We start from the raw sequence: 15,427 nt of genomic DNA, 5'->3' as shown, positions 1-15,427 counted from the left end.
GGGGCGGCTCAGTCGCCGACGGCGAGCAGCGCCTTCCGCTGCGCGCGCCGCTCGGCCTGACGGTCGGGATCGGGCACAGGGGAGGCGAGCAGGAGCCGCTGGGTGTAGGGGTGGCGGGGCTCCCGCGTGACCTGCTCGGCGTCGCCCTCCTCCACGATCTCGCCGCGGTACATGACGGCGACGCGGTGCGAGACGTGCCGGACGACGTCGAGGTCATGGGAGACGAAGAGGTACGCGACCCCCGTGTCTCGCTGGATCTGGAGGAAGAGGTCCAGCACGCGGGCCTGGGTCGACAGGTCCAGCGCGGAGACGGGCTCGTCGCACACGATGAGCTTCGGCGCGAGGGCCAGGGCCCTCGCGATCGCCACGCGCTGGCGCTGCCCGCCCGAGAACTCGCGCGGAAGCCGGTGGATCGCGTCGGCGGGGAGGTTCACCTGGTCGAGGAGCTCCCTGATACGCCGCCGGGCCTCGGCCTCCCCCTGGCCCTGCACCCTCAGCGGCTCGGCGAGGATATCCCCGATCGTCATGGCCGGGTTGAGGGACGTGTACGGGTCCTGGAACACCACCTGGATGTCGCGGGACAGGCGCCGCCGCTGGGCGCGGGACGCGTGGGAGATGTCTCGGCCCTGGAACAGGATCCTCCCGCCGGTGACCGGGGCGAGGCCCAGGAGCGCGCGCCCGAGCGTCGTCTTGCCCGAGCCGGACTCGCCCACGAGGCCGAGCGTCTCGCCCTCGGCGATCTCGGCGCCGACCCCGGACAGCGCCCGGAACGGTGTGGCGCGGAACCCCTTGCCGGGGTATTCGACCACAAGGTCGCTCACCTCGAGGAGCTTCCCCTCTGGTGCGAGCTGCTCGCTCATCACACGCTCGCTCATCACACGGCCTCCGTCCGGGTCAGCATGGTCATGGGCTCCTTGCCCTCGAGCATCGAGGCGAGCAGCATCTGCGTGTAGGGCTCCTTCGGGCTCCGCAGGATCTCCCGCACCGGCCCCTCCTCGACGAGTCGGCCGTCCTGCATCACGACCACCCGGTCGCAGAGGTCCGCCACCACGCCGAAGTTGTGGGTGACGAGGACCATGCCCATGCCGAGGCGGCCCTGCAGGTCCCGCAGGAGATCGAGGACCTCGGCCTGGACGGTGACGTCGAGCGCCGTCGTGGGCTCATCCGCGATGATGAGGTCCGGCTCGCAGCTCATGGCCCCCGCGATGAGGACGCGCTGGGCCATGCCCCCGGAGACCTCGTGCGGGTACGCGGCGAAGGTGCGCTCCGGGCTGGGGATGCCGACGTCGGCGAGCAGCTTGAGCGCGCGGGCCTTCGCCTCCCCCTTGGTCACCTTGAGCACGCGGACCATCGGGGTCACGAGCTGGTAGCCGATCGTGAAGGCCGGGTCCAGGTTGCTCATGGGCTCCTGGGGGATGTACGCGATCCGCTTGCCGCGCAGCGGCGCGACGCGGTGCTGGTCCACCCGGTCGTCAGCCGGAGCGACCGTGTACCTGCCGTCGAACTGGATGGTGCCGGCCACGATGCGGGCGTTGTCGGGGAGGAGGCCGAGGATGGAGAACGCGGTCTGGGACTTGCCCGAGCCCGATTCGCCCACGATGCCCACGATCTCGCCCCGGTCCACGTGGAACGAGACGTTGTCCACGACCTTCTTCACGCTCCCGTCCGCCTGCGGGTAGCCGATCCCCAGGCCGGTCACCTTCAGCAGGTGGTGCTCGGTGCCCTCCGGCACCGGCGGGGTGGCGGCCTTGGCCACCGGCCGGATTTTCCGGACGTGCGGGATGGGGTCGACGCCCGACGTCGCACCCATGGCCGCGCTCGTGGCGGAACCGACCGCTGCGTCGACTCCTGCTGCCAGCGCAGCCCCTGTCTTCTTCCCGGGCACCTTGTCCGCGTCCTCGAGCGCATCGCGGACCGCGTTGCCGAGGAGCACGAGGGCACCGATGGTCAGGCCCATGGCCAGCGCGGGCCAGAACACGAGCTCGGGCTTGAGGTAGAGGTTGCGGAAGCCGTCGCTGAGCATGACGCCCCACGTGGCCTTGCCCGGGTCGCCGAGGCCGAGGAACTCCAGCCCGGACTGGATGGCGATTGCAATCCCGCACACAGCCGCCGTCTGGATGATGATCGGCGCCCGGACCACCGAGAGGACGTGGCGGCCGATGATGCTCGCGTCGGAGAGCCCGGCGACGCGCGCGGCGTCGACGTAGAGCTCGTTGCGCACGGACTGGACCGCGGAGCGCGTGAGCCGGAAGTAGCTGGGGCTGATGAGGATGCCGAAGGCCACCATGGCGGTCCAGACGTTCGGGCCGAAGGCTGCCCGGACGGTCAGCAGGACGATGAGGCCCGGCAGGCTCATCAGGATCGAGACCACCCAGTTGGAGGCGGTGTCGAACCAGCCGCCGTAGTACCCGGCGAGGAGGCCCGTGGGCAGGCCGATCGCGATCGCGACGGCGGCGCACAACAGGGCGGAGAGCAGGGTGAGCCGGCCGCCGTAGAGGAGACGGCTCCACACGTCGCGCCCGGCGCTGTCGGTGCCCAGGAGGTTGATGCCGTCGGGTGCGGCGAGCGTCTTGGTGATGTTGGCGAAGTTCTCCTCGAAGGGGGCCAGGACCGGTGCGAGGCAGACCAGGAGCACGATGACGGTCAGCAGCGTGACGGCGACGATCCCCATGGGGTTGGTGAAGAGGCGCCTGACGGCGCTCGAGCGGACGACCGCGCCGGTCTGGCCCGCGGGAGCCGTTGCGGGGGTGGTCATGAGACACGCACCTTGGGGTTGAGCCAGCCGTTGAGCAGGTCGACGAGGAGATTGACGATGATGACGACGACCACCGTGTACATCACGATGCCCATGACGACCGGCAGGTCGCTCTGGCTCGTGGAGTTCACGGCGAGGGGCCCGAGCCCTGGCAGCGCGAAGATGGACTCGATGATCACGACGCCGCCGAGCATGCCGATGAACTGCAGGCTCAGGACGGTGAGGCCGGCCGGGGCCGCGCTGCGGAGGACGTGCTTGAAGAGGATCTCGTTCTCCCCGATGCCGCGGCTGCGCAGGGTGCGCACATAGTCGCGCTCGAGCTGCTTGATGACGGCGGAGCGAATCTGCTGGGCACCGCCGGTGACGCCGTTGATGACGAGGGCGATGATCGGAAGGGTCAGGGAGAGGGCCCAGTCCGCGGGCCCCGAGTCGGGTGCGATGGTGCTGGTCGCGGGGAACCACTGCAGCCGGATCGCGAAGAAGACGACCAGGATGATGCCGATCACGAAGCCGGGCACAGAGTCGCCGATGACGGCGCCGACCTGGACCACGCGGTCCACCCAGCCGCGGCGGACCGCGGCCGTCACGCCGAGGAGGGTCGCGATCGCGGCGATGAGGAGCATGGCCACGACGACCATCGTCAGGGTGACGGGGATCCGGGTCGCGAGCGCGTCGGTCACCGGCTGGGACGTGAACCACGATGATCCGAGGTCGCCGGTGAAGGCGGAGCCGAGCCAGTGGAAGTAGCGGACGAGCATCGGTTGGTCCAGCCCAAGCTCGTGGGCCTTGGCAAGGACCTGCTCCGGGGAGGCCTGGTCGCCCACGAGGTTGCGGGCGATCCCGTCGCTGGAGAAGTACAGCAGGAAGAAGGTCAGGAAGGACACGGCGAACAGCACGGCGACGCCGCTGCCGAGCCGTTTGAGGATGAAGGGAAGCATGCTGGCTCCGGGTGATGGGGACGGGTCCGGGGGCCGGGACCGGGAGGGGTCCCCGGTCCCGGCGCGGATCGGCTACTTCGCCGGGGCGTAGTTGTAGATCGACGGGACGGCCTGCTGGATCTGCGGCGTCACGGTGATCTTCTTCGAGTTGTAGTAGTACATCTGGTTCACCCGGTACAGCGGAGCGAACCAGGCGTTCTCGGTGACGTACTTGTTGACATCCTGGGCAAGCTTGGCCGCGTTCGCGCCTCCGTGCTGGACGGCGTCGATCTTGGCCTGGAGCTCGGGCGTGGTGGTCTTGAACGGGTTGTACAGCGCCTGCGTGGAGATGATCTGGTTGATCGCCACCCACGGCTCGCCCTGGAAGAGGCTGAAGAAGATCGAGGGATACTTCTTCGCCGCGATGTCAGCCGTGTAGGTCGTGGTGGAGAGGGCGGCGCCGACGTTGAGGGTGATGCCCACATCGGCAAGCTGCTGCTTAACCACGGCGAGCACTGTCTCGAAGCCGTTGATCGCGGGGACATCGATCACGACGTCGTTCGCGTGGCCGGCGGCGGCGAGGAGCTGCTTGGCCTTGGACGGATCGTACGGGTAGGCGTTCTCGAGGCCGTCCACCCAGGCGCCGCTCTCCTTGCCGAAGACCTGGCTGGTCGGGGTGCCCTGTCCGAGCATGACCTGGTCGAGGATCGTCTTGCGGTCCAGCGCGTAGTTGATCGCCTGGCGCACGCGGACGTCGGCGAGCGCCTTGTTGGCGGCCCCGTCCCGGTCAAGGAGCAGCAGGCCCTGCCAGTCGGTCTGGTTCACGGCGGACTTCAGGCCCGCTCCCTCCGCCTGCTTGCCGGTCTTCGGGTCGAGCAGGGTGGCGTCCACCTGGCCCGAGACCACGGCGTTCGTCCGGGCCGTGAGGTCGGTCAGGACCTTGAGGGTCACCTTGGAGAACTTCTGCAGGCCCTTGTTCCAGTAGTTCGGGTTTGCCGTGAAGACGTACTGCGAACCCGCCGCAGAGGCGGCCTTGTCCATGATGTAGGGACCGCTGCCCACCGGGACCGCCTTGGTGCTGTCGGCGCCGATCGCCTTGGGGCTCTCCATGAGCCCGGAGGCCTGGCTGAGGTTGAACTCCAGCGCCGGATCCGGCTGGCTCAGGTCGATCTCGAGCTTCGCGGGATCCAGGGCCTTGACTTCCTTGACGGCTGCCAGCTGCTGCATCTGCGGGCCGTTGGCCTTCTTGAAGTTGTCCATGTTGGCCTTGGCGGCCGTGGCGTCGAACTTCGTTCCGTCGCTGAACGTGACGTCAGTGCGGAGGTCGAGCGTGAGGACCGTGTTGTCCGAGTTGTACTGCCACTTCGTGGCGAGCATGGGGCTGAGCTTGCCGTCCGGTTCGCGCAGGAGCAGCGAGTCGTAGGCCAGCTGGTAGGGCTGGAGCAGGTGGCCTACGTGGGCCTGCGAGGAGTCCCACGACCGCACGTCGGCGAGGGCTCCGAGGGTGAGCGGCGGCGCCGCGCCCTGGCTGCTTCCGGATGTCCCACCGCCACCGCCACCGCAGGCGGTCAGGGCGAGGGTGGCGGCGGCCACCACGGCCGCCGCGCTCAGGCGCAACTTCATTGTCAGGCTCCTTCGGTGAGGGGTGCGGGACCGGGCGCCTCTCTGTCCTGTGAGAGGTATCACAGCCGGTCTGGACCCCACCGTATTGGCATTCGATTGCCAATGGCCATCGATTGCCAGATCTTGCCGTTGGTGTGCCGGAACGTTACGCCGGGGCGCGGGAAGGACCTAGACCCACTCCCCCGCAGCGTAGGAGCGCGCGTAGACGTCCTTGATGAGCCGCAGCGACTCCGAGGCCTCCCGGGCACCGACCCAGAACCGCTCCCCGGCGGCGACGGACCGGTAGAAGTCAGCAATGAGCAGCCGGTGGGACGCGCCCCAGTAGCTGCGCTCCCCCGGGAGGACGCCGGACTCCTCGACCGTCTCCACGCGCCCGTCGGCGTACCGGACGGTGAGGTCCCCGCGCAGGCTCAGCTCCGCGGACTCCGTCTGGATGTCCAGAGTCACGGGGGCGTTGAGTCCGTTGGCGTTGGTCGCGAAGAAGACGCTGCGCTGGCCCCCCGCATGCTCCAGCACCAGGTCCGCGGTGTCCTCCACCTCGATCACGTCGGCAAGCACCCGGGCAGAGGCCCGCCCGTCGACAACCTGGGCGGGCCCGACGAGCCACTGGAGGAGGTCGAGCGTGTGGATCGCCTGGTTCATGAGGAGGCCGCCGCCGCTGCCCGCCCAGGTGCCCCGCCACGGCCGGGCAGCGTAGTACTCGGGCGGCCGGTGCCACATGACCGTGGCCTGCGCCCCGAGCACGGCGCCGAGCATGCCGGATGCCAAGAGGTCGCGCATCGCCACGACCGGGGCGTTGTAGCGGTTCTGGAAGCACACGCCCAGCTGGGTCCGCCCAGCCAGCCACGCGGCGTCGGCCGCCTCGACCAGCTGCTCGGCGTCCGCGAGGGTGTGCGCGAGCGGCTTCTCCGTCAGGACGTGCGCGCCCGCGGCGAGCGCCTCGATCACCGCCGGGGCGTGTTCGCTGTGCGGAGTGCAGACGTGGACGACGTCGGCGCCTCCTTCGGCGAGCAGCTCGCCGACGCTCGCGTGGCCGGGCACCCCGTGGGAGGCGGAGGCGGCAGCGCGCCGCGCCGGGTCGGGGTCGACGACGCCGACGAGGCGCACCGCGCCGTGGGCCGCGAGCGCCCCGATCGCCGCGAGGTGCTGGGCGGAGATGTCGCCGCAGCCGATCACGGCGGCGCGGAGCACGGGCGTATCCTCAGGCTGCATCCCTCCACGCTAGTGAGCCGCCCTCAGGCCCGCAATCGGTTGCCACCGGATGCCATCGACACCCCGGCCGCCGCCGGCCGCCGTCCTAGCGGTGCGTCTCGCCGTCGCCCAGATCGATGAGGGCGAGTTCGTCGCGGCGCGGCAGGCCCTCCCAGTCCCCGAGGTGCCCCACCGCGAAGGCCCCGAGGAGGCAGCCCCGGCGCAGCCGCCCCGCCACGTCGTCGCCGTCGAGCCTCGCCGAGAGGTACCCGGCGGTGAACGCGTCCCCTGCGCCGACCGTGTCCACGGCCCTGACCGGGAAGGCGGGGGCGTGGAGCGCGCCGTGGGGCGTGAAGGCCTGCGCCCCGTCCGCGCCGAGCTTGGCCACGACCTCGCCCACGCCGGTGCCGAGGAGCTCCTCGGCGGCGGCCTCGAGCGTGGTGCCCTCGGGGGCGGCGAGCGCGAGCTCGGCCGGGGAGCCGATGACCACCTCGGCGCCCTCGATGAGCCAGGGCAGGACCTCCGCCGCCTCGTCGGTGCTCCACAGCTTGGAGCGGAAGTTGACGTCGACGGAGAACGGGACCGCACGTCGTCGGCAGAGCTCTGCCGCGTGGAGCACCGCGGCCCGGGCCACGTCCGAGAGCGCCGGGGTGATGCCGGTCAGGTGCAGCCAGGCGAGGTCCCTGTCGAGGATGCGGTCCACATCGTGCGGCGAGAGCCGGGCGCCGGCTGACCCTCGGCGGTTGTAGAAGACCCGGGAGACCTCCGGGGTTCGCGCCTCGAGGAACATGATCCCGGTGGGCCGGGAGTCACGGCGCACCCGGGAGGAGTCGACGCGTTCGGCGGCGAGGCTGCGCAGGATGAACTCGCCCAGCTCATCGTCGCCCAGCACGCCGCCCCACGAGGACTCGTGGCCCAGCCGGGCGAGGGCCACGGCGACGTTGAGCTCCGCCCCGGCGGCATGCATGGTCAGGGGACCGCCGATCGCGAGCGGTCCCACGGACCTCAGCGAGACGAGGGCCTCCCCCACGGTGACGACGCTGCCGGCCGGTGAGCTCATGCGGCGCCCTCGAGCTCCCGGGCGGCGGAGACGAAGGCCCGGGCGCGCTCGGCGAGCGCCTCGGCGCTGCCGCCCCGCGCGCCGTCGCCGACGAGCGGCCCCCCGGCGCCGATCCCGAGGGCTCCCGCGGCGATGTACTGCGGGAGCTGCTCGAGCCCCATGCCGCCCACGGCCAGGAACGGGATCTGCGGGAAGGGCTCGGTGAGGGCCTTGAGGTAGCCGGGGCCGACCGCCGAGGCGGGGAAGAGCTTGACGGCGGCGGCGCCCTGCCGCCACGCCTCGTAGGCCTCGGTCGGCGTGAAGGCTCCGGCGAGCACGGGGACGCCCCGCCCGGCCGCATAGGGGACGGATTCGCTCACGGACGGGGTCACGACGAACGCCGCCCCCGCGGCGACGACCGCGTCGACGTCCTCGAGGGTCAGGACGGTCCCGGCCCCGAGGTAGGCGCCCTCGGGGACCTCCGGGGCCACGGACGCGATCGCGTCCGGCGTGCCCGGAGTGGTGAGGGCGATCTCCACGAGCCGGATGCCCTCGCGGAAGAGCACGCGCGCCGCGTCTGCGGCATGCTCGGGCGAGTCCCCGCGGATGACGGCGACGACGCGGCTCGCGCGGACCACCTCGAGGAGGGTGGGGTTGTCGAGAGTGCTCATGACTGCCTTTCCTTCGCTGCCGACCGCTGGGCTGGCCGATCGCTTGCTGGCCAATCGCATGCGGGTGGGGTCACCATTCGGCGAACGACCCATCGGGGTGCCGCCACACTGGCCCGCGCCATGCGTGGCCCCGGCGGTCGGCGTCGCGGACCGCCGCCTCGTCGACCTCGATGCCGAGGCCCGGGCCGGTGAGCCGCTCGATGCAGCCGTCCACGAACGCCAGCGGCCCGGGGTCCAGCACATAGTCCAGCACCTCGGCGCCCCGGTTGTAATGGATGCCGATGCTCTGCTCCTGGATGAGGTAGTTCGGAGTCGAGAAGCCGACCTGCAGGCACGCCGCGAGCGCGATCGGGCCGAGGGGGCAGTGCGGGGCGAGCTGGACGTCGAAGGCCTCGGCGAGCGCGGCGATCTTGCGCACCTCGGTGATGCCGCCCGCGTGGCTCAGGTCCGGCTGCGCGACGGCGATCCCGGCCTGGAGCACGGGGAGGAACTCCTGCCGCGAGTAGAGCCGCTCCCCGGTGGCGATCGGGATCGTGGTCGACTCGACCATGCGCCCGATCAGGTGGGAGTTCTCCGGCACCACGGGCTCCTCGAGGAAGAACGGGTGCAGGTCCGCCAGGAGGGAGGCCGCGCGCCGCGCCGTGGCGAGCGTGAACCGGCCGTGGAAGTCCACCGCGACGTCGCGGTCCGGGCCGAGGACGTCTCGGGCTGCGGCGACCCGGCGCACGACGCCGTCCAGCTCGGCGACGCTGCCGTTCGCCGACATGCGCCCGGACGCGTTCATCTTCACGGCCGTCAGCCCTGCCTCGACCTGCGCGGCGATCGCCTCGGCCACCTCGTCCGGCTCGTCCCCGCCGACCCACCCGTAGACGCGGATCCGGTCCCGCACGGGGCCGCCGAGGAGCTGGTGGACGGGGGCGCCGAAGTGCTTCCCGGCGATGTCCCAGAGGGCCTGGTCCAGTCCTGCCACGGCGCTCGCGAGCACGGGGCCGCCCCGGTAGAAGGAACCCTTGGTGAGCACCTGCCAGTGGTCCTCGATCCGCAGCGGGTCCTGGCCGAGGAGGAGCTCGGAGAGCTGGTCCACGGCGGTGCGGACCGTCTCCGACCGGCCCTCGCAGGTCGCCTCGCCCCAGCCCACGATCCCGGTGTCGGTCTCGATCCGGACAAAGAGCCAGCGCGGCGGCACGAGGAAGGTCTCGATGCGGGCAATCTCCATGGCAAGTACGCTATCCCCATGCGCGAACTCCAGGCGAAGATCATCGAGGAGATGGGCGTCAAGCCCGAGATCGACCCCGCCGAGGAGGTCGAGGCGCGCGTCGCGTTCCTCAAGGACTACCTCCGTGCGACCGGTTCCCGAGGCTTTGTGCTCGGCATCAGCGGCGGCCTCGATTCCTCACTCGCGGGCCGGCTGGCCCAGCTCGCGGTCGAATCCCTCGCGGAGGAGGGCGTCGAGGCCGACTTCGTCGCCGTCCGCCTGCCCCACGGCGTCCAGCATGACGAGGAGGACGCACAGGCCGCCCTCGACTTCATCCGGCCCACGTCGACGCGGACCTTCAACATCAAGGCCGCCGTGGACGGGTTCGAGTCCGAGTACGAGCGTTCGTGCGATGGCGAGCTGAGCGACTTCGTCCGCGGGAACACCAAGGCCCGGGCCCGCATGGCGGCCCAGTACATGATCGCCGGCGAGCGGAACCTCCTGGTGATCGGCACCGACCACGGCGCCGAGTCCGTGACGGGGTTCTTCACCAAGTATGGCGACGGGGGCGCGGACATCCTTCCGCTCTTCGGGCTCGACAAGCGCCAGAACCGTGCCCTCCTGCAGCACCTCGGCGCCCCGGAACAGGTGTGGCAGAAGATCCCGACGGCCGACCTGCTCGATCTCCAGCCGGGCCGCACGGACGAGCACGAGCTCGGCATCACCTACAACGACATCGACGACTACCTCGAGGGGCGGGAGGTCTCGGACGAGGTCGCCGAGTCCATCGAACGCCGGTACCTCATGACGCGCCACAAGCGCGCAACCCCTGTGACGCGGTTCGACACGTGGTGGCGCGAAGGGGCCACGAGCTGGTCGAAGTAGCACCTCGGTCGTCAGACGGCAGCGAGTCGGCTGCCCACGGTGCCGACTCGCTGCGCGGTTGATAGCGTGGGCGGCGTGAAGCTTGCTACTTGGAACGTCAACTCCCTCCGTGCCCGCGCCGACCGCGTCGAGAACTGGCTCCTGCGCAGCGATGTGGACGTGCTCGCGATCCAGGAGACCAAGTGCAAGGACGAGAACTTCCCGTGGGAGCTCTTCGAGCGCAACGGCTACGAGGTGGCGCACTTCGGGCTCAGCCAGTGGAACGGCGTGGCGATCGCCTCCCGCGTGGGGCTGACCGACGTCGAGCGGACCTTCCCGGACCAGCCCTCGTTCGGCAAGAACGGCGAGAACACGGCCCAGGAGGCGCGCGCCATCGCGGCCACCTGCGGCGGGGTGCGGGTCTGGAGCCTCTACATCCCCAACGGCCGCGCCCTCGACGATGAGCACATGCCGTACAAGCTCGAGTGGCTCAAGGTCCTGCACGGCCACGCGGCTGAGTGGATCGCCGAGGATCCCGACGCGCAGATCGCCCTCGTCGGGGACTGGAACATCGCGCCCAGGGACGAGGACGTGTGGGACATCGACCTGTTCCGCACACAGGGGTTCACGCACGTCAGTGAGCCCGAGCGGGAGGCCTTCCGGGCGTTCGAGGCCTCGGGCTTCACCGACGTCGTGCGGCCGTTCACTCCGGGACCCGGGGTGTACACCTACTGGGACTACACCCAGCTGCGCTTCCCGCGGAAGGAGGGCATGCGGATCGACTTCGTCCTCGGCTCCCCCGCGTTCGCCTCCCGCGTCACGGGCGCGATGATCGACCGCGAGGAGCGCAAGGGGAAGGGCGCCTCGGACCACGCGCCCGTCGTCGTGGACGTGGCGGACCCCTCGTGACCTCGCCGTCTGCGGCGGCCCACGCATGGAGCGGAACGGGATGAGCGCGCGGCGCGTCCGCGCGGGACGCCCCCTCGCCTCCCAGCTGCGCGTCTACGAGCCCCTCTCCGCCTTCACGGCCGAGGAGCAGCAGCGGATCAGGCGCGGGCTCTCGGAGCAGGGGCGGAACGAGCTCGACCGGGCGGAGGCCGAGGACGCGCTGCGCCGCATCGCCCGCCATTCCGGCGACCCGTTCCCTGACGGGCACGCCGAGTTCACGCGGAGCATCACCGCCGACGGGAAGACGGTCTACTGCCCGTCCCAACTCGTGCTGCGCTCCGGGCTCGCCGCGGAGTCGGTGCTCACGACGGCGCCCTCCCCCCTGGCGTCCGTCCTCCTTCCGGAGGCGGCACGCGCACGGCACCAGGAGCGGGTGGACCGGCTCGCCGAGGAGTCCGGGACGCCGCGCATCAACACGCGCGAGTCGCTCTGGGGCATCCCGTTCAGCTGGTTCGTGCTGTTCCATGAGGGTGACCCGACGGACGTCGTCGAAGAGGACGACCATGTGGCGACGGTCCGGATCACCGCTACGTGGGCCAAGGCAATCAGCCGGGCGCGCTTCGCGGTGGCGAACCTCGCCCTCGCCGCGCCCGAGATGAATCTGCTCGACGAGCTCACGACCCTCACGGAGTGGCTCGAGGAGTTCAGCCCCGACTCCATGGTGGAACTCGACTACGGCAGCGTGGCGGACAGGGTGTTCCCCGACGATTCGCCGACGGATGTGCTCCTCGGCATCGAATGCCTCGCCGAGGGGGACATGACGGGCGCCGCTGCCGCTTACCGGCGCCTCGCCTCCCGGTGGATCCCGATCCGCCAGCTGGCCCGCGCTTCTTGAGGCCAGCCGGAAGACCGGCGGGGTGCTACCTCAGCTGCCGCTGGCGTCGCTGACGTTCTGGCGGGCTTCCTGGACGCGGTCCTGCACTGCGCCGCCCTGGGTCTGGGCCTCGTCCTTCACGTTCTGGGCGCCGGAGGAAGCAGTGTCCTTCACAGAGGCGACGGCCTCCTGGGCCGGCTCCTTCAGGTGGTCGGCCACCTCGCGGGCAGCGCCCGCGACTTCCTGCGTGAGCGGCTGCGCCTTCTCCTTGAGCGTGTCGGCGAGCTCCTGCTCCTTCTCGCTGGCCGGGATCAGCGAGGAGACGAGCAGGCCGGCGCCGAAGGCGATGAGCCCTGCCGCGAGGGGGTTCCCGCGGGTCTTGCGGACCACGCCCTGCTGGGCGTGCTCCACGGTGCCGCCCGCGCCGTGGACGGTGTCCCTGGCCGAGGCCCTCGCGTCATCGGCCGTTCCCATGACTCTGTCCTTCATTCCTGACATCGCCCCCTTGATCTTCTCGGTCTGGCGGTGCGCTATGTGGGAGGGCGTGACCTTGTCTGCCACGGCATCCACGTCATAGCCCAGCCGCGCGCGCGTCTGCTCGATGTCCTGCCTGACTTCTTCGGGGTTCTGGCTCATCGTGGCTCCTCACTCGGCTTGAGCGACTCCGGAATCTTCTTGACGGTCTCCGCGGTGCGCGGGAGGCCCTTGACTGCCTGCAGTTCCTTCTTGGCCCGGACCGCCAGGATGGCGGCCACGATGCCCCAGAGCACGGCGACGATCACGGCCGACCAGCCGAGACCGACGAGGTAGTACCCGAGGGCCCACCACAGGGCGAGGGAGAGGAAGAGCAGCACGAAGTGGCCGGCAATCCCGGCCCCGCCGTACATCCCCGCACCCTTGCCCGCGCGCGTCGCGGTCTCCCGCGCCTCGGCCTTGGCCAACTCGAGCTCCTGGCGCACCAAGGTCGAGAGGTCGCCCGCGACGTCCTTGACGAGATCGCCCAGCGAGTTGGACGCCGCCTTCTCCTCGGCCGGCGGCGTGGCCCCGGCTCCGGGGGCGTAGCCGGGGCCGCCCGCGACCCCGGCGGATTCATACCCGGGGCTGTGGCTCACGGCAGCTCACCCCGCTCCGCGTCGCGCGGTTCCACGAGGCCGGAGGCATGCCGGCCCGTGTAGCCGTCGGCGTCAGCGGGCCCCGCCGCGTAGTCGGGGTTGCCCACGGTCCCCGCGGCCTGCTCGGCGTAGCCGGTCTCCTCCGGGTACCCCTCGCCGGCCGCCGCGCCCTGGGCGTAGCCGGCACCGGTACCGTAGCCGACCTCCTCCGGGTACTCCGCACCGGGAGGATAGCCGGTCCCAGCTGCCGATCCCGCGCCAGCCGCGTAGCCGCCGTCAGTCGGGAAGCCCTCCCCCGTCGGGTACGCGGCGGTGGGCGCAGCGGGCTGTGCCGGCGCCTGGCTGGGGCGGGCCGGAATCTGGGCGGACCGGGGCTGGGTCTGGGCTCCGCCGTCGGACGCGTTCGCGGCCAGCGACCGGGACAGGCGGCCGGCGAGCAGGCCGGCGCCGGCGGCGATCGCGAGGAACGCGCCCGGCTTGCGCCGCGCGTAGCCCTTGACCTCTTCCAGGAGGGAGCCCGGGTCCCTGGCATCGAGCCAGTCCGCGAAGGACCCCGCGCGAGTGGCTGCTTGGCGCACCAGGTCGGTTCCGACCCCCGGTTCCTCGCTGTTGGAGGCCATCGAGTGCAGCTCGCGGTGGATGGAGCGGAGCCCGTCGGCGGCCCTCGACTGCTGGGCGGCGGCCTGCTCCATGAGCTCCTGACGGCTCTGGTGGTAGAGGTCCTTGGCCTGGTACTTCGCTTCGTGGGCCACGTTCGTGGCCTCCTGCTTCGCCACACCTCCCACGGCTCCGGCGGATGATGCCGCGTCGCCCGCGACCCCTTGGGCCTCGCCCTTCACCGCGTCCGTCGTGGATGGCGACTGCTGCGGTCCTCCGGGATGTCCGGACAGAGATTCGCTCATGGTCTGTTCCTTTCGCGATCGTCACTCGGTCGAGTACCTGACGCATGGTCGAATACCCGATCGCGCGAAGTTCACACGAAAGGGGCAGGCGGCGGGGCGGTCGACTCCCGGACGATGAGCCGCTGCTCGGCGACCTCGCTGTGGACCGCTCCGGCCTCGCCGCCGAGTTCGGCGAGCAGCATCTGGGTGCCGCGGCGCGCCTGGGCCCGGGGATCCTGCCAGACCGTGGTGAGCCCTGCGGAGGCTCCCATCTCGTGGCCGTCGATTCCCACCACCGAGAGGTCCTCCGGCACACGCAGGCCCAGACGCCTGGCCTCGAAGAGCACCCCGAGGGCCATCTCGTCCGAGGCGCAGACGATCGCCGTGGGCCGCGGCTCGGGCAGCGCGACGAAGCGGTGCAGGGCCTCGACGCCGCTCGCGACCGTGAAGTTGCCGAAGAAGGACGCCTCGGGATGGAGCTCGAGCCCGGCGGCGTGGACGGCGTCGTTGAACCCCTCGACGCGGATCTGCGGCACCGAGAAGTTCAGGTCCGAGTCGTCCTGCCCGTGCAGGAGGGCGATGTGCCGGTGGCCGAGGCCGATGAGGTGCTCGGTGATGGAGCGCGCGGCGAGGTAGTCGTCGATCCCGACGTTGGGGCAGCCCGGCACCGGGCCGCCCACCACGATAAGCGGCATGTCGATCGCGTGGAGGTCCTCGATCTCCTCGGGGCGCAGGAACATGCACAGGAGCAGGAGCGCGTCGATCTGCTTGTGCACCATGGCCTTGCTGAAGAGCCGCTCGCGCGGGGAGGAGCGCCCCCCGAGATTGAACAGGGAGAGGTTGTACCCGTGTCCGTGCAGTTCCTGGTCGACGCCGGCGATCGCCTTCCCGAAGAACCACCGGTCCACGTACGGGGCGAGCACCCCGACGGTGCGCGTCTTCCCGCTCGCGAGCCGGGAGGCGGCCGAGGACGGCACGTAGCCCAGTTCCTTGGCCGTCGCGAGGATCTTGGCACGGGTCTGGGGAGAGACGCGCGGCAGGCCCCGGATGGCGCGCGAGACCGTCGCCGTCGACACCCCCGCGGCGGCGGCGACGTCGTCGATCCCTACCATGTTCCCTCCCCAGGGGGGCCGCCGCGGCGGCCGGTGATTCAGCCCTTGAACTCGTCCTTCTCGCCGCGGAGCACCCTGCGCCGAAGCTTCCACAGGCCCGCCATCGCGAGCAGGACGGCGAGCAGGCCCAGCGCCCACCCGAGCGCGGGCTGTCCCGTGACCTCTAGCCAGACCGTGACGACGAGGAGGATGAGACCCCAGAAGCCCAGGAAGCCCATGAAGATCTCGAATTGCTCGATCACCGCCTTCCGGTGCGGGGTGGAGCGGCGGTACGCCGCTCCACCCACGGACATCGGATCGTGGTG

The 15,427-nt window shown here is 71.0% G+C and carries 16 protein-coding genes; 3 read left to right on the top strand and 13 right to left on the bottom strand.

Going from position 1 to position 15,427, the window contains the following annotated elements:
* Positions 1-8: 8 nt before the first annotated feature.
* From ACYVKZ_RS15710 to dgoD, 8 genes are all read right to left on the bottom strand, one after another.
* Entirely contained in the window at positions 9-875 is an 867-nt protein-coding gene (locus ACYVKZ_RS15710) for an ATP-binding cassette domain-containing protein (RefSeq protein WP_460993147.1), read from the bottom strand.
* Positions 875-2,755 (bottom strand): dipeptide/oligopeptide/nickel ABC transporter permease/ATP-binding protein, encoded by a 1,881-nt coding sequence (locus ACYVKZ_RS15705; RefSeq protein WP_460993146.1) that lies wholly within the window; start codon positions 2,753-2,755, stop codon positions 875-877. The genes ACYVKZ_RS15710 and ACYVKZ_RS15705 overlap by 1 nt, the downstream gene beginning before the upstream one ends.
* A complete protein-coding gene (locus ACYVKZ_RS15700; protein WP_460993145.1) occupies positions 2,752-3,693 on the bottom strand; it encodes an ABC transporter permease in 942 nt (313 codons plus the stop codon). The genes ACYVKZ_RS15705 and ACYVKZ_RS15700 overlap by 4 nt, the downstream gene beginning before the upstream one ends.
* A 72-nt stretch (positions 3,694-3,765) precedes the next feature.
* The gene (locus ACYVKZ_RS15695) at positions 3,766-5,295 is read right to left on the bottom strand and encodes an ABC transporter substrate-binding protein (protein ID WP_460993144.1); all 1,530 of its coding nucleotides are present in this window, start codon (positions 5,293-5,295) and stop codon (positions 3,766-3,768) included.
* Between the two features lie 168 nt (positions 5,296-5,463).
* Positions 5,464-6,507, bottom strand: coding sequence for a Gfo/Idh/MocA family protein (locus ACYVKZ_RS15690; protein WP_460993143.1), 1,044 nt, complete (start codon positions 6,505-6,507; stop codon positions 5,464-5,466).
* 85 nt (positions 6,508-6,592) lie between these two features.
* Positions 6,593-7,546 (bottom strand): sugar kinase, encoded by a 954-nt coding sequence (locus ACYVKZ_RS15685; RefSeq protein WP_460993142.1) that lies wholly within the window; start codon positions 7,544-7,546, stop codon positions 6,593-6,595.
* A complete protein-coding gene (locus ACYVKZ_RS15680) occupies positions 7,543-8,196 on the bottom strand; it encodes a bifunctional 4-hydroxy-2-oxoglutarate aldolase/2-dehydro-3-deoxy-phosphogluconate aldolase (RefSeq protein ID WP_460993141.1) in 654 nt (217 codons plus the stop codon). The genes ACYVKZ_RS15685 and ACYVKZ_RS15680 overlap by 4 nt, the downstream gene beginning before the upstream one ends.
* A 70-nt stretch (positions 8,197-8,266) precedes the next feature.
* Positions 8,267-9,412 (bottom strand): galactonate dehydratase, encoded by a 1,146-nt coding sequence (gene dgoD, locus ACYVKZ_RS15675; RefSeq protein ID WP_460993140.1) that lies wholly within the window; start codon positions 9,410-9,412, stop codon positions 8,267-8,269.
* A gap of 18 nt (positions 9,413-9,430) precedes the next feature.
* Between dgoD and nadE the strand changes: the two genes are divergently transcribed.
* The 3 genes from nadE to ACYVKZ_RS15660 all read left to right on the top strand — a co-directional run bounded on the left by nadE (position 9,431) and on the right by ACYVKZ_RS15660 (position 12,038).
* The gene (gene nadE, locus ACYVKZ_RS15670; protein WP_460993139.1) at positions 9,431-10,276 is read left to right on the top strand and encodes an ammonia-dependent NAD(+) synthetase; all 846 of its coding nucleotides are present in this window, start codon (positions 9,431-9,433) and stop codon (positions 10,274-10,276) included.
* A gap of 75 nt (positions 10,277-10,351) precedes the next feature.
* Positions 10,352-11,164: an exodeoxyribonuclease III gene (locus ACYVKZ_RS15665; protein WP_460993138.1), complete on the top strand. Its 813-nt coding sequence runs from the start codon at positions 10,352-10,354 to the stop codon at positions 11,162-11,164.
* 40 nt (positions 11,165-11,204) lie between these two features.
* Positions 11,205-12,038, top strand: coding sequence for a hypothetical protein (locus ACYVKZ_RS15660; protein ID WP_460993137.1), 834 nt, complete (start codon positions 11,205-11,207; stop codon positions 12,036-12,038).
* A 30-nt stretch (positions 12,039-12,068) separates the two neighbouring features.
* On the opposite strand, the gene ACYVKZ_RS15655 is transcribed toward ACYVKZ_RS15660, so the two are convergent.
* The 5 genes from ACYVKZ_RS15655 to ACYVKZ_RS15635 form a co-directional block, all read right to left on the bottom strand.
* Entirely contained in the window at positions 12,069-12,653 is a 585-nt protein-coding gene (locus ACYVKZ_RS15655) for a DUF3618 domain-containing protein (protein WP_460993136.1), read from the bottom strand.
* On the bottom strand, positions 12,650-13,021 hold the full coding sequence (locus ACYVKZ_RS15650; protein WP_460993198.1) for a phage holin family protein: 372 nt from the start codon (positions 13,019-13,021) through the stop codon (positions 12,650-12,652). The genes ACYVKZ_RS15655 and ACYVKZ_RS15650 overlap by 4 nt, the downstream gene beginning before the upstream one ends.
* 104 nt (positions 13,022-13,125) lie before the next feature.
* Positions 13,126-14,031 (bottom strand): hypothetical protein, encoded by a 906-nt coding sequence (locus ACYVKZ_RS15645; protein WP_460993135.1) that lies wholly within the window; start codon positions 14,029-14,031, stop codon positions 13,126-13,128.
* 71 nt (positions 14,032-14,102) lie between these two features.
* Complete coding sequence (locus ACYVKZ_RS15640) at positions 14,103-15,122, bottom strand: LacI family DNA-binding transcriptional regulator (RefSeq protein WP_307007004.1); 1,020 nt, start codon at positions 15,120-15,122, stop codon at positions 14,103-14,105.
* Positions 15,123-15,160: 38 nt separating this feature from the next.
* Positions 15,161-15,415, bottom strand: a complete 255-nt coding sequence (locus tag ACYVKZ_RS15635) for a hypothetical protein (RefSeq protein WP_460993134.1) — start codon at positions 15,413-15,415, stop codon at positions 15,161-15,163.
* Positions 15,416-15,427: the final 12 nt, after the last annotated feature.

It is taken from the genome of Sinomonas soli (assembly GCF_054782415.1).
Note: the sequence above shows the minus strand (reverse complement) of the source record. Positions and strands in the feature narration are given on the sequence as shown.